Annotated in this window: 8 protein-coding genes and 2 pseudogenes; 2 read left to right on the top strand and 8 right to left on the bottom strand. The window is 67.9% G+C overall.

From position 1 onward, the window contains the following. Positions 1 to 17: 17 nt before the first annotated feature. The 8 genes and pseudogenes from ACFZDJ_RS23665 to pqqA form a co-directional block, all read right to left on the bottom strand. Entirely contained in the window at positions 18 to 2,045 is a 2,028-nt protein-coding gene (locus ACFZDJ_RS23665; RefSeq protein ID WP_391061185.1) for a PQQ-dependent sugar dehydrogenase, read from the bottom strand. 12 nt (positions 2,046 to 2,057) lie between these two features. Next, entirely contained in the window at positions 2,058 to 7,565 is a 5,508-nt protein-coding gene (locus ACFZDJ_RS23660) for a glycosyl hydrolase family 28 protein (protein ID WP_391061183.1), read from the bottom strand. Between the two features lie 11 nt (positions 7,566 to 7,576). Next, entirely contained in the window at positions 7,577 to 8,371 is a 795-nt protein-coding gene (locus ACFZDJ_RS23655) for a Tat pathway signal sequence domain protein (RefSeq protein WP_391061181.1), read from the bottom strand. 7 nt (positions 8,372 to 8,378) lie between these two features. Then, the gene (locus ACFZDJ_RS23650; RefSeq protein ID WP_391061179.1) at positions 8,379 to 9,578 is read right to left on the bottom strand and encodes a glycoside hydrolase family 88 protein; all 1,200 of its coding nucleotides are present in this window, start codon (positions 9,576 to 9,578) and stop codon (positions 8,379 to 8,381) included. Further along, positions 9,575 to 10,660 (bottom strand): pyrroloquinoline quinone biosynthesis protein PqqE, encoded by a 1,086-nt coding sequence (gene pqqE, locus ACFZDJ_RS23645; protein WP_384910311.1) that lies wholly within the window; start codon positions 10,658 to 10,660, stop codon positions 9,575 to 9,577. Before pqqE ends, ACFZDJ_RS23650 begins: the two co-directional genes overlap by 4 nt. Next, positions 10,657 to 10,878, bottom strand: a complete 222-nt coding sequence (gene pqqD, locus ACFZDJ_RS23640) for a pyrroloquinoline quinone biosynthesis peptide chaperone PqqD (protein ID WP_391061691.1) — start codon at positions 10,876 to 10,878, stop codon at positions 10,657 to 10,659. Before pqqD ends, pqqE begins: the two co-directional genes overlap by 4 nt. 341 nt (positions 10,879 to 11,219) lie before the next feature. Then, a pseudogene (gene pqqC / locus ACFZDJ_RS23635) lies at positions 11,220 to 11,930 on the bottom strand (pyrroloquinoline-quinone synthase PqqC); the annotation flags it as partial. A gap of 317 nt (positions 11,931 to 12,247) precedes the next feature. Then, a pseudogene (gene pqqA / locus ACFZDJ_RS23630) lies at positions 12,248 to 12,343 on the bottom strand (pyrroloquinoline quinone precursor peptide PqqA); the annotation flags it as partial. Positions 12,344 to 12,709: 366 nt separating this feature from the next. Here pqqA and ACFZDJ_RS23625 point away from each other — a divergent pair. Both ACFZDJ_RS23625 and ACFZDJ_RS23620 read left to right on the top strand, forming a co-directional pair. Next, a complete protein-coding gene (locus tag ACFZDJ_RS23625; protein ID WP_390929997.1) occupies positions 12,710 to 13,501 on the top strand; it encodes an aldo/keto reductase in 792 nt (263 codons plus the stop codon). Positions 13,502 to 13,739: 238 nt separating this feature from the next. Beyond that, positions 13,740 to 14,435, top strand: coding sequence for a glycoside hydrolase family 75 protein (locus ACFZDJ_RS23620; protein ID WP_168497499.1), 696 nt, complete (start codon positions 13,740 to 13,742; stop codon positions 14,433 to 14,435). Positions 14,436 to 14,463 lie beyond the last annotated feature (28 nt).

Genomic DNA, 14,463 nt, shown 5'->3' with positions numbered 1-14,463 from the left:
CAACACCTCCGGTCCGGCTAGTTGATGCTCACCTTGAAGATCTTGTCCGAGCCGTCCGCCGCTCCTCCGTTGTTGTCGCAGTTGGTGGTGGAGAGCCAGAGCTGGTCGGCGCCGGGCACCTTGGTGACCGTGCGCAGGCGGCCGTAGGTGCCGACGTAGTACGCCGTCGGCGTGCCGACGTTCTCCGTGTCGCCGGTGATGGGGATGCGCCACAGCCGTTCGCCGCGCAGGGACGCCATGTAGACGACGTTGCGGACGATCGCGATGCCGCTGGGGGACGCCTCGGAGACGTTCCAGGTCGCCTTCGGGTTGGTCATCCCGGAGACGCTGCAGCTGCCCTCGCAGGTCGGCCAGCCGTAGTTGGCGCCCGGTTTGATGAGGTTGAGTTCGTCCTTGGAGCTGTTGCCGAACTCGGCCTCCCACAGGCGGCCGTTGCGGTCGAAGGCGAGGCCCTGCGGGTTGCGGTGCCCGTAGCTGTAGACGTAGTTGCCGAACGGGTTGCCGGGGGCGGCCTTGCCGTCCGTCGTCATCCGCAGGATCTTGCCGTTCAACGACGTCTTGTCCTGGGCCAGTTCGGGTGTCTGGGCCTCACCGGTGGAGACGTACAGATAGCCGTCGGGACCGAAGGCGAGGCGTCCGCCGTTGTGGTAGCGGTTCTTCTTGATGCCCTGGAGGAGGATCGTGTAGTTCGTGAGGGAGCTGCCGTCGTAGGTCATGCGCACGACACGGTTGCCTTCGGAGGCCGTGTGCATGAAGTACACGTAGTGGTTGGTCGCCCACTTCGGGTCGACGGCCACACCCAGCAGTCCGCCCTCGCCGTTCGTGGTGACGGCGTTCGGCACGGTTCCGACCTGGGTCCTCGTGCCGTCCTTGGTGACCTTCCAGACCCGGAAGTCGTCCCGTTCGGTGACCAGCGCCGTCTGTCCGTCGGGCATCCAGTACGTGCCCCACGGGATCGTCCAGCCGCTGGAGACGGTCCCGATGGACGAGGGGACCCCGCCGTCGGTGGCACAGGCCTTGGTCGTGAAGGTGACCGTGTTGCTCTGCGGCGACACGTTGCCGGCCGCGTCGCGCGCCACCACGTTCAGCGTGTACGGGCTGTTGCAGGCGAGTCCGGTGAGCGTGGTCGACGTGCCGGTGACGCTCTTGTAGACCGTCGTGTCGCTGCGCACGTCGTAGCCGACGACCGCCTTGTCGTCGGTCGAGGCGCCCCAGCTCAGGTCGGCGCTGGTGGCCGTGACGTTCGAGGAGGTGAGGGTGCCGGGTTTGCCGGGCGGGGTGGTGTCGGAGCTGGGCCGAGTCGTGCAGTCGACGACAGGGCTGGCCTGGGAGGCGTTGCCGGCGGCGTCGCGGGCGATGACGGTGAGGTTGTAGGTGGTGTTCGGACTCAGGCCGGTGAGCACCTTGGAGGTCGCGTCGCCGGCCGCCTCGCCGAGCTTGTTGCCGTGCTCGTAGAGGTCGTACGCGGCCACGCCGACGTTGTCCGTGGAGGCGCCCCAGGAGAGGGTGAGGGCGTCCTCTCCGATGGCCGAGCAGCTCGGTTGGCCCGGCCGCGAGGGTGCCTGGGTGTCGGCGGCGGTACCGACGCTGACGCGGTCGAGGTTGGGGCCGCCGTTCGCCGTGGTGGCGGTCGCGCGGATCTTGTTGGAACCCGCGTCGAGCTGGACGTTCACACTCTTCGTCGCCCAGGTGTTCCAGTCGGTGGTGGCCGGGAAGGAGACCCCGGAGGCGACGACCGTGCCGTTGACGGAGAGGTCCATCGGGCGGTCGGTGCTCGTGCCGTTGGCGTAGCGCAGGGCCAGCGAGGAGGTGCCGGCCGTGGCCGCGCTCACCGTGAACTCCACGTACGAGCCGGTGATGTTGGTGTAGTCGACGAAGCCGGTGCCCGTGTAGCCGGTGTGGTTGGTGGCCACGGCGCCCTGCGAGATCGTGGCGTCCTCGGCCTGGTAGTCGGTGGCCGCCTGCGCCGCCGTGCCGGTCAGTGCGACGAGCGGCACGGCCAGGACGAGCGAGAGGCACCAGGGCAGCGCTCTGTTGAGTTTCATGGGTTCGTCCCCTCAGCCCGTGTACTGGGCGAAGACCTTGAGGTAGTCGTACGGCTGCTGCGACACGCCGCTGCAGGAGTCACCGTCGGAGCCGGAGCCGCAGGCCCGGTCGCGGTTCACCGACCAGTAGGTGAGACGCCCGATGTGGTGCTGTTGGGCGTAGGCGAGCATGGTCTTGAAGTCGGCGACGCGGACCAGTTCGCCGGAGTCGTCGGTCTTGCCGTTCATGGACGACAGGCCGATGTGCGCGTACGCCGTCGTGTCGCTGTATCCATAGGCCGACTTGACCCGTGCCTTGAGGCCCTCCATGGCCTGGGTGGTGAGCGTGCCCATGTTCGTGGTGCCGCCGCCGAAGTCGAACGGCATGATGCACCAGATGTCGTTCGCCAGGCCCGAGGCGGCACCCCGCTTGATCATGTCGACGCCGGTGGAGTCCGGGCCGCTGGTCGTCGTACCGAAGGTGACGATCGTCTTGAGCCCGGAGTTGTTGGCCTTCACGATCTTCAGCGCGTCGATCACGCGTTGCCGGACGGTGGCGTTGCTCCACTCGGTGTTCTCGATGTCGATGTCGATGACCTTGAGGCCGTAGGCGTTGATGACCTTCTGGTAGGCACCCGCGAGCGCCGAGGCGCTGGAACACTTCTCGCCGAGTTTGGCGCCGCTCCAGCCGCCGATGGAGACGACGACGTCACCGCCGGCCGAGCGGATCGCGTTGATCTTCGACTGGTCGTTGCCGCCGGTCAGCGGGCGCGAGCCGTCCCACTTCGGGTTGCAGGAGCCGTCGGAGAGGACGAACGCGAGCGTGAACCACTTCACCCCGGTCGCCGACATGACCGACGTCGGGTTCTGCGGGCTGCCCCAGCCGAGGTACTCGTAGGGCGCCACCGCCATGCCGGGTGAGGCCGCGGCGGCCTTCAGCGCGGTGCTCACCGGCTTCACCCGGATCAGGCGCGTCTCCCCCGGGCGCAGGGTCGCGCTGTACGAGTCGGTGATCGTGCCCTTGTGGGAGCCCGACCACAGGTCCGTGACATCACCGGAGCCGGTGAAGCCGACCTGCGACCAGTTCACACCGACGGTGGAGTTGCCTGACGTACCGGTGTTGAAGAGGGCGACGACGTACTGGCCGTCGCTCTCCTTCTTGCTCCAGACCTGCTTGACGCCACTGCTGACGATCCGTTTCGCGGCGGCGCCGTCCTGGTCGACGCCGATGAGGCGGTCGTTGCTCAGCATCGGTCTGTCGACGGGGTCGAGGTTCGTCAGGTCCGTGCCGAGGAGCAGGGGCGCGCCCGCCATCGCCCACAGGGTGAAGTGTGACCGGCGCTGGTCCGCGGTGAGGCCCGCCTGGTCGCCGTTGCCGATCTCCAGCGAGTCGAGGTCGTTCCAGCCGCCCGGTCCCGCATACGCCTGCCAGTTGGCGGCCGAGGTGAAGCGGGCCAGGACGTGGGACCAGTCGGTCAGCGGATAGCCGCTGCCGTTCGCGCCCGAGCCGCAGTAGCACTCGACGTCGCCCTGGGTGCGCCAGCTGTTCGCCAGGGACTTCCAGGTGGAGGCATGGGCGATCGGCAGGTTGTTGGAGAGGGCGAAGGTGATGGGCCGGCCGCTGGCCCGCAGTGCCTTGTCCCAGGCCTGGACGTCGGGGATGTCGGCACTGCCCACGCCGTCGATCTTCAGGTAGTCGACTCCCCAGGAGGCGAACTGCTTGGCCCATGAGTTCACGAACTCCTGGGCGCCCGGCTTCCCGTAGTCGATGTAGTACATGTTCTTGCAGTTGTAGTTCTTCTCGGTCTTCGAGGTGTCCGCGATGTCGGCCGCGTGGTACGAGGTCCCCTCGATCGGTGTGTTCTTGGTGACGGCGTTCTTGGCGATGCCCGGCGTGACGTAGAAGCCGAACTTCAGTCCCTTGGAGTGGATGTAGTCGGCCAGCGCCTTGATCCCGGAGGGGAACTTGGCGGTGTCGACGCTCCAGCGTCCGTAGGAGTCGACGACGAATCCGTTCGCGTCGCACTTCTGCCAGAAGTCGTCGAGGTTGATGTGGACGAAGCCGTGATCCTTGAGCCCACTCGCGATGAGCGCGTCCGCCTGGGCCTTGATCTTCGCCTCGGTCGGCCAGCGGCGCACGAAACTCCAGCTGCTCCAGCCCATGGCGGGGCGGAGGGACTGACCGTTGTCCGAGTAGGTGCCGAACGAGGGCGGAGACGTGGACCTGGACGTGGCCGCCGGGGTGGCGTACGACGTGCCGATCCAGGCCTCGTCGATCCGCAGCCGCTTGTAGCGGGTGGTGTCGGTGGACGCGGCCCAGGTGGAGTCGACCTCGAGGCGTACGTAACGGGCGTTGGCGGCCGTCAGGTCGATCCCCTGGATACCGCGCCGGCTGGCGAGCTGACCGGTCCTGACCGCGCTGCCCCAGGTGGACCCGTCGTTGCCGAGGAACACCTTGTAGTCCTTGATACGTGCGGACTGCTCGGTGTCGGAGCGCGCGTAGGCGACGGAGTCCTCACGCTGGTTGAGGCCGATGTACTGGACCTTCTTCGCGCTGCCGAGGTCGAAGGTGAGGTTGACGGGCAGCGTCTTGTTGCTGTCCCAGTAGGTGAGGTAGTCGCCGTCGCCCGCGGCCGCCGCGCCATGACCGCTCGCCGAGGCGCTCGCGGACATCGTGACGCCGGACGCGATGCCCTGGCGGCCGCCCGTGGTGACCTTGAAGACGGTGTCGTACGGGTCCCAGTTCGCCAGGCCGCTCAGGGTGAGCACGCCGCCCGACTGGGACCACGAAACGGCCGCCCCTGTACGGAGGTTGGTGACGGAGGCGATGCGGTAGCCGTTGTCGCGGACGCGCAGGGTACTGGTGCTGGGCGGGGTCAGTACGTGGATGTAGTGGAGGTCGGGGTCGGTCTTGCTGACCGTGGTGACGCCGTGGGCCCCGTCGTTCCAGAAGCCGGGCTTGAGGCCGCCGTACAGGTAGCCGCCGCCCTCGGTGCCGTGCAGCGACTGCCAGATGGGGCCGAGGTAGGAGTTGGCGAAGTTGTTGAAGGCTTCCTGATTCGACGGGAACTTGCCGTTGACCTGCGCGGTCTCGGCCATCAGTGCCTTCACGGACGAGCCCGCGTTGGTGATCAGCCGGCCGAGAGTGAGCATCTTGTCCACGGACGGGTTGGAGCCGTCGTACCACCACGCTCCGCTCGACGGGAGCTTGAAGTCGGCCTCGGTGAGGCGGGGCCCGGCCGTGTAGAGGGCCTGGGGGTAGTCGTAGGACGGGGTCATGCCCGTCTTCTGCTCATTGCTGATCATGTCCATGATCGGCGTGTCTTCGTTGTTGTTGCTGAGCGTGTAGTTCGGGCGCTTCTGCTGGATCTGCGCGTAGAGGTCGTGGCTCTCCCAGTACGCGTTGTCGTTGTCGATCCAGAAGCCGCCGAGGTCCGGGTAGCGGTCCATGACCTCGAAGAAGTTGTCGTAGCTGAAGCGGCCGAAGCCGTCGCGGGTGGTGAGGTCGACGTCGGTGCCCTTGTAGGCGGAGTACGCGGCCGAGTCGAGCCACTCGTGACCGCCCTCGTCGTGCCATTGGGGGTCGTCGGTCATGTAGAGGATGACCTTGAGACCCTTGGCCTTGGCAGCCGTGATCAGCTCACCGAGGAAGTCCCGCTTGGTGGAGCAACTGCCGGGGATCTTCGAGGGCCAGGGGCGGGCGTAGCCGAGGCGGCTGTGGAAGGTGGCGAGGACGAGGTACTGGGTGTGCAGTTTCTGGGCCTCGTTCACCCAGTAGTCGGGGGTCCAGCCGCCGTTGGTGACGTCGTTCTCCCAGGCGGTGCAGCTGGTGTGGGCGGGGGCGGTGCGTTCGCCCCAGTGCAGGAAGAGTCCGCCGACGGAGCCGCGCAGGAAGGCCTGGCGGGGGTTTTCGAGGTCGAGCGGCTTCACACCTGTGTGCGGCTGCCGCACGGCTCTGGTCGTCACCGCCGTGCTCTTGGCTGCCGTACCGCAGTTCTCGCTGGAGCCGCTGTTGGAGACCCTCAGCGTGCCCCCCGAGGTGTTGTGGCTGTCCGTCAGGCAGTAGCCGGTGACGTTCTGGAAGCCCATGTCGTGCGGTGAGTTGCTCCCCCGCTGGGCCGTGAACCGGGTGAACCTGATCCCGTTCGCGGCGTTCGCGATGAAGGCCGGGCGTCCGTCGTCGGCCGCGTACTTCACCGAGCTGTCCGTGAAGGTGACGTTGTCGGCGTTGTGGAGGTACCAGCCGTACGCGGGCCGCGTGCCGATGGCCTTCGGGTTGTAGTCGCCCGGGTCGTTGCTCGGCACGGCGGTGGACATGGTGCCGTTGCCGCCGGGAACGGTGATGTTGACGTCGGTGAAGGTGACCCCGTTGATCCGGTGGCCGCTCTCACCCCACAGTGTCGGGCTGAAGGACGGACTCACCCCGGTCGCCGTGATGTTGTCGTACGTGACGTTGCTGATCGAGCCGACGCCGGGACTGTTGCCGCAGCGCTTTCGGGTGCCGATCTTCTGCATGATCGGCGAGTGGACGCCGGTCATGGTGATGTCTCGGTAGTGGACGTCGGAGATCTTCGCGCCGTCCATGGAGACCATGCCGAGCCCGGACTTGCCGGAGCCCTCGATGCGGATCTTGGCGAACTGGTAGTCGGTGAAGTCGCCGCAGGTCTCGGAGCCGAACATCAGGGCGTTGCAGCACACCGCCGACAGATGGGAATCGCTCACCCGGACATGACCGTTGGGGAGCTTGGCGCCGAGCGCGTAGTCGCTCTTGAAGACGAGGGCGTCGTCGTTGGCCTTGATGTTGGCGTTCGTGACCGTGACGTCGGTCGTGCTGATGATGTTCCAGCCGTCGCGGTCGCTCGCGGTGTCGATGGTCAGGTGGTCCGAGGTGACGTTCGTACAGCCGTTGATGAGGGCCGCGAAGTGGCCGCCCCTGCGGAGGGTGAGTCCGTCGCCGAGGCGCAGTCCGTCGCAGCGGGTCAGCGAGAGGATCTTGTCGGCCTCGCCGGACTTGGGGTTGCCGGTGATGAGGTTGCCGAGGCCGTCGATGACGCCCTCGCCCACGAAGCCGATGTTCTTCAGCTTGTCGCCGTAGATCATCGCGTTGTGGAAGTGGCTGTGCCCGTAGTCCTGATAGGCGTCGTTGGGGTTGGTCTCGGGCGGGTCGTAGGTGTCCGCGCTGGAGCCCTGGATCGTCGCGCCCTTGTCGACCTGGAGCGTGACATCACTCCTCATGCGGATGGTGTTCTTGGACTTGTACTGGCCGGCCGGGAAGCGGACCGTGCCGCCGCCGGCCGCGTTCGCCGCGGTGACGGCCTTGTTGATGGCGGGGGTGTCGTTGGTGGATCCGTCGCCCTTGGCTCCGTAGTCGTGGACGTCGAAGACCGCGGCGTGGGGCGCTTTGGCGGAGGTGGACGTGGACGTGGGTGCGGTGGCGGTTCGGGAGGCCGCGAGGGCCTCGGGGTGGGTCAGGCCGAGTACGACGGCGAAGGCGAAGAAGACACTCGCCGCCCAACTCCGCTTTCTCATGGGGGGTTTCATGGAACGGCTCCTCACACCAGTTGGTAGCCGCGCAGGTTGGTCAGCAGCAGGTAGCAGTCCTGCAGGGACCCGGAGGTGTCGCCGAGGGACCGGTAGATGCCCCACTTGGGGCGCACCCGGTCGGCGAGGAAGGTGTCGACGCCGGACCTGGACGCGTCGATGACGGTGGTGGAGCCGTTCTTGAGGATCCAGCGGATGGTGCCCGCGGAGCCGTTGCCGACCTTGATCTGGAAGTCGACGTCGATCCATTTGTTCTGCAGCGGCTCCAGATCGGTGCGGCCGACAAGGATGTCGTCGATCGCGAGCTTCAGCTCGATGGTCTGCATCCCGTTCACCCGGCGCAGTGACTGCACGACGATCGGCGAGGTGCCGGTGCCGGGCTGCTTCATCTGCATGATGTGGGTGAAGGTGGTGGTCGCCTTCAGCGAGCTCGGGATATACATCGAGTACGTGACCCGCCAGGTCTGGCCCACGGTCCACTTGAGGTAGTCACTGCCGCTGCCGTTACGCAGGCCCGTGACTTCTTGGCGCTGGCGGTCCGTCGAGGTGTCGCGGTCGGCGGTGTGCAGGTTGAAGCGCCAGTTGTCGCCGGTGGCGAAGATGTGCGGCCGGCCCGCGGGGTGCGAGTCGGCGCGGTCGTCCTCGATCGTCTCGAAGGCGCCGAGCTTGTCGCTGCTCGCCGATGGGGACCACTTCAGCTGCCAGGAGGCTGCGTGGGCCGCGGTGGCCGTCGCCGGGATGCCGACCGCGGCTCCGGCGGCGCCGCCGAGCGCCGCGCCGAGCAGGGTTCTTCTGGTGGTGCTCATGGCTGACTCACCTCGTCCTGAGTGGGTGGGCTGTGAGCTGTTCGTTCATGATCAGAAAGGCGCCGAGGCCGTGGAAGTCGTTCGTGGCCCGGTCGCGGGCGATGTAGTACGCGTAGTCGCCGACGTTGGTGCCGATGGAGATGTCGGTGAGGTTGGTGCGGCCGTCGGAGCCGACCGAGATCCTGGCGAGGACGCCCTGGTAACCGCGCCCGGCGACAGACGCGTAGTGCGGGTCGAGGTAGCCCTGCTGGGCGCCGCGCGAGAGGGCGTAGGTGAACATGCTGGAGCAGGACGTCTCGGTCCAGTTGTCGCTGCGGGCGCCCTTGTCGATCACCTGGAACCAGCGGCCGGTGGCCGGGTCCTGATACTTCTCCAGACCTGCGGCCAACCTCCGCAAAATACCGACCAGTTGGGCCCGTCGCGGATGGTTGACCGGGATCGCGTCGAGCACGTTGACGATCGCCATCGCGTACCAGCCGACCGCCCGGCACCAGTGCTCCGGGGCGAGACCGGTCGCGGGGTCTGCCCAGCTCGCCGTCTTCGACTCGTCGTAGGCGTGCTTCAAAAGGCCGTTCGCCACCTGGAGATGGCTGCCGTAGACGTAGAGCTGCTTGGCGGCTTCGTCGTTCGCGTAGGTCGCGTCCCCGAACTCCTTGCCGTACTCGACGAGGAACGGGTTCACCATGTAGACGCCGTCCGACCAGAGTTGGTGGGCCCGGCTGCTGGTGTCGGCGTGCCAGAAGCCTCCGTCGGAGGTGCGTGGGTAGGTGTTCAGACGGTTCCGGATCTTCAGGGCCGCCTTGCGATAGCGGTCCTGGCCCGTCTCGTGGTGCAGGATCGTCAGCAGCCGGCCCGCCTGCATGCTGTCGAGGCTGTTGAAGCTCTGGCCGATCGAACCGTCGCTCGATACGAAGCGGTCGACATAGCTCTTGATGTAGGCGAGATAGCGGGCGTCGTGCGTGCGCTTGTAGGTGAGGTACTGGCCGTAGAGGTACAGCCCGACCGGGTACGACCAGCCGCCGATCGTGCTCGGGGTGTAGCGGGCCATGGTCGAGTCGATCAGTGCGACGGACCAGTCCTGGGCGGCGACGGGCCTTCCAACAGGTGCTGGGGGCAGAGGTGCTGGGGGTGCGGTGGCGGCCACCGTGGTCAGGCCGGCGGTGGCGAGCACGCCCGCCATCAGCGCTGCCCGCAGTCGTCGTCTCATGTTCCTCCCTCTCGGTAGGCGTAGGCGGAGTTCCTGAGCGGTGCCTCGTCGACGAGAGCGCGGACGAGGTGGTGGTCGGGTGCGTGGCGGCAGGCCGGGTCGGTGCGGGAGGCGTCGCCGGTGAGCGCGTACGCCTGACAGCGGCAGCCGCCGAAGTCGGTCGTGCGCAGGGCGCAGCCGCGACAGGGGTCCGGCATCCAGGCCTCGCCCCGGTAGGCGTTGAAGGCCTTCGACTCGCGCCAGATCCAGTCGAGCCGGTGTGCGCGCACGTTCGGCGCGTCGAGTGCGGGGAGTGTCGCGGCGGAGGGGCACGGGAGCGCGGTGCCGTCCGGGGCGACGGTCAGGGAGACTGCTCCCCAGCCACCCATGCAGGGTTTCGCGGTGGCGTCGAGAAGGTCGGGAGCCACCCAGACCAGTTCGAGAGACCCGTTGAGTTGTTCGCGCCGACGGCGCACCGTGACGCGGGCCCGTTCGGCCTGGTCCCGGGTCGGCAGCAGGGCGGTGCGATTGCGGGCGGCCCAGCCGTAGTACTGCGTGTGGGCGAGCTCGATCCGGTCGGCTCCCCAGGCGAGGGCGAGCGTGATCAGGTCGTCGACGGCGTCGATGTTGGCCCGGTGCAGCACGACGTTCAGGCCGAGTGGCAGCCCTGCCGCCCGCACCAGCCGTGCGGCGCGCTCCTTGGCCGTGAACGCACGGGCCCCCGCGATGAGTCCGGCGGCCCCGGGATCGGTGTGCTGTACGGAGAGCTGGACGCTGCGCAGTCCCGCGTCCAGCAGCTCCGCGAGCCTTCGCTCGTACAGGCCCACACCGCTGGTGACGAGCTGGGTGTAGAGGCCCGCGGTGTCGGCGGCGGCGACGATCCGGGCGAGATCGCGCCTGAGGAGGGGTTCGCCCCCGGACAGGTGGGTCTGGACAACGCCCAGGTCAGCGGCTTGACGAAATACGTCGGTCCATTGTTCGGCGGTCAGCTCTCTTGACCGACTGATCAGTTCGACGGGGTTGGAGCAATACGCGCAGCGCAGCGGGCAGCCGTGGGTGAGTTCGGCCAGCAGAGCCCAGGGGGGATCGACAGTCACGGTCATCGCAGCCAGCCCTCCTCGCGCAACGCCGAGAGGAATCGGGGTACTTCGTCGGCGACCGGCGCGCCGGGGAACCGTTCGGCGAGCGCGGCGACGATCTCGGGCACCTCACGGTCGCCGTCGCAGAGCCGGACGACACTCCCGGCGTGGCCGCGCAGGACGACGACGCGTTCGGGCATGAGGAGCAAGTCGGTCCCACGGACAGGATCATGACGGAGCATGACAGGGCGGGCGAGTACGGGACGCCAGCTCATGGCGGGCCCCCTGCGGGGCCGGGTACCACCGGGGTGTCCGTGGGCACGGGCGCACCGGGATGCCGGACCTGGGCAGGCGCCGGACCGGGATGCCGGACCCGCGCGGGCGAGCCCGGCGCCTGTGCGGACAAGGTATCCCCCGACACCCCGCCGGAGGCACCCGGCAGGTGAACCGGACCTCTCCCTGACGCACCCCGATGGCCGCGACCCGGCGCGCGCTGCGGGCTGCCCTCCGGTGCGGCGGCCGGGTCGCCGCGGGGGTCACCCCGCGACACCCCGTCCGACGTGCCCGTCGGCACGAAGTCGCTCGCGCGGTCCACCGCGTCCAGGAGCGCCCACAGCACCTCGCACTTGAACGTCAGGGCCGCCACGGCCCGTTCCTGCTGCTCACGGGTGCGGGCCCAGCCCTGGACCAGGGCGAGCGCCTCCTCGCTGTCACGGCCGCCCTGCCCGATGCGGGTACGGAAGTACGCGAGCCCCTCGGCCTCGATCCAGGGGTAATACCGCTCGAACGCGGCGATCCGCGTGCGCATCAGCCCCGGTGCGGACAGTTCCGTGAGGGAGGCGGCGACCGCGTCCAGCGCGGGGCGCAGGCGGCAGAAATTGACGTAGCCCTCGACCGCGAGCCGGACGCCGGGCAGCACCCGGGCGGCGTCGCACAGCGCCGGCCGTTCCAGGCCGGCGGCCTCGCCCAGCCGCAGCCAGCGTTCGATGCCGCCCCGCCCGGCGGCCGTGCCGTCGTGGTCCTGGATCCTGCGGACCCAGATCCGACGCAGTGCGGGATCGTCGAACTTGGCCAGGATCAGGGCGTCCTTGACGGGGATGTGGCGTTGGTAGTGGAAGCGGTTGATGATCCATCGGCGCAGCTCGGCCGGGGTCAACTCGCCCTGGTGCATGCGGATGTTGAAGGGATGACGGTCGTGGTAGCGGTCCTCGGCGACGGCGCGCAGCCGCGCGGTGAACTCGGCGGTTCCCCATGGGGCCGCGGCACCGTCGTCGCGCACCGGTGTCGCGGTCATGGTTCGACAGCCGCGGGGCTACGGATCAGGTCGGAGAAAAGCAACGGTGCCTCACTAACGCAGATGAGCGGGGCTTGGTGCGTGCAGCCGCAAGGCGGAGGAGGGCGTCGACGCGATGGGGGTCCCCCTGCTCGTGCGAAGCCGAGAGCTCGGGGGAGTCGGCGACCGACGACAACGCCGCTGGGGGCAGCCCCTGCTCGAAGAGCTTGGGGGAGGGTGTGCCAAGCCCCGTGTCTGCGGCATGATCCCCCGGACAGGCCCTACGCGGTACGTGCCAGGTGTCGCCCGGCCGGCGCCCGTTCGGCCACCGGGCCCAGGCGGTCGCCGAGCGCGTACGCGGTGACCTCGAGGGCGGTCTCGACGACCAGATACCCAGGGGTCTCCCAGACCCTTTCCTCCGATGTTTCCCGAATGACCTGCTCCGCGCGGCGACCTTCGAGGGCGCTCTTGTTCATGTGCGCATACCTGCTTTCCTGATGGGTGGGGGGTGTAGAGCCCAGACAGGTGCTGGTGTTCACATGCATGCACCGGGTTCATGAACCCGTTCGGTGACGCCCTACAGAGTGGTCGGATGACGGAACCCGGTCAATGGTCCGGACCGATAAGGTCGGATCCATTTTTGGCCAATCTCCGACCCTCACCAGGAATCCACGGCGAATCCGCCGGTCAGGAATGCATAACGGCCGGTGATCGTTGACCATGGGAGTACCATCCGACGACTTAAGGATCGAGAGCTCGTGAGCAAGGTCCCCCCGATCATCCTGAACAACGGCGTCGAGATGCCGCAGCTGGGCTTCGGTGTCTGGCAGGTCCCGGACGACGAGGCGGAGCAGGCCGTCGCCACGGCGCTGGAGTCCGGATACCGCAGCATCGACACCGCGGCGATCTACGGCAACGAGGAGGGCACGGGCAAGGCCATCGCCACCTCCGGCATCCCCCGCGAGGACCTCTTCGTCACCACCAAGCTCTGGAACAGCGACCAGGGGTACGACTCGACGCTGCGCGCGTTCGACACCTCCCTGGAGAAGCTCGGCCTGGACTACCTCGACCTGTATCTGATCCACTGGCCGCTGCCGTCCCGGGGCAAGTACATCGACACGTACAAGGCCTTCGAGAAGCTCTACTCTGACGGCCGGGTCAAGGCCATCGGAGTCTCCAACTTCTACCCGGAGTACGTGGAGAAGCTGATCGAGGCGACGTCCGTCATCCCGGCCGTCAACCAGATCGAGCTGCACCCGCACCTCCAGCAGCACGCGGCCCGCGAGTACCACGCGGAGCAGGGCATCGCCACCGAGGCCTGGTCCCCGCTCGGTTCGGGCAAGGGCCTGCTGGAGGTCCCGGCGATCGTCGCCATCGCCCAGAAGCACAACCGCACTCCGGCCCAGATCGTGCTGCGCTGGCACATCCAGCTGGGCAATGTCGTGATCCCCAAGTCCGTGACCCCGTCCCGGATCAAGGAGAACATCGACGTCTTCGACTTCTCGCTCGACACCGAGGACATCGCGGCGATCAGCGCGCTGAACGAGGACCGTCGCCTGGGTCCCGACCCGGCGACGTTCGACATGGGCTGAGCCTGATCCCCATGGGCTGACCCGCCCCGACCCCGTCGCCGGCCCGGACGCGCACCGCGTGTCCGGGCCGGCGACGTTCTCCCGCGCACACATCGACGCGCATCAGCGCCCCCTCCACGCCGGTTTCAGCTCCTGGACCGGACCAACTCCGCTGGAGGGCTTGACGCGGTCATGCAAGCAGGGCCACCTTGTACCGCAACCCGGTAAGGAAACTTTCCTAACAGAAGGGTCCCCCACAGTGCGCTCTCGAACACTGACCCTCGCGGCCGTCGCCGGCGCCGCGCTCCTCGCCACCGCGGCACTCCCGGCCAGCGCGTCGGGCTCCGTCACCCCCCGTTCCGCCCAGGAGGGTTCGGTCAGCGCGGCCGACCTGCTCGCCAAAGTGACGTCCTGTTCGCAGATTTCGAGCGGCAAGTACAAGACCGACGACGAGACCTCGGCCACCATCCCCGTGTGCGGCAAGAACGGCGCGGTGTTCTGGAAGGCCGACATGGACATCGACTGCGACGGTCAGGTCACCAGCAAGTGCAATGGCGACGCCGACCCCTGGTTCCAGGACGACACGGCGTTCCACCAGTCCGACGGGAAGCCGCTGCGCGCCGAGTCACTGCCGTATGTGGTCGTGCCCAGCACCAGCAGCATCTGGAAGTACACGAGTTACGGCATCAAGGGCGGCGGTGTCGTCGCCGTGATCTACAACAACAAGGTCGAGTACGCGGTGGTCGGCGACACCGGGCCCACGAAGATCATCGGTGAGGCGTCGTACGCCACGGCGAAGGCCCTCGGGATCGACCCCGACCCTGCGACGGGCGGGGCCGACTCCGGGGTGACATACATCCTGTTCAAGAACTCCCAGGTGTCGCCGATCGAGAGTCACAGCGCGGCGGTGTCGCTCGGGGACTCGTTGGCGAAGCAGTTCCTGCAGAACAACTGAGGCTTCCGCGACAACTGAGGCGCCCGCG

This window comes from Streptomyces sp. NPDC007896, from assembly GCF_042959425.1.
GTDB lineage: Bacteria > Actinomycetota > Actinomycetes > Streptomycetales > Streptomycetaceae > Streptomyces.
The sequence above is the reverse complement of the archived record's forward strand: the minus strand, read 5'-3'. Positions and strand labels throughout refer to the sequence as shown.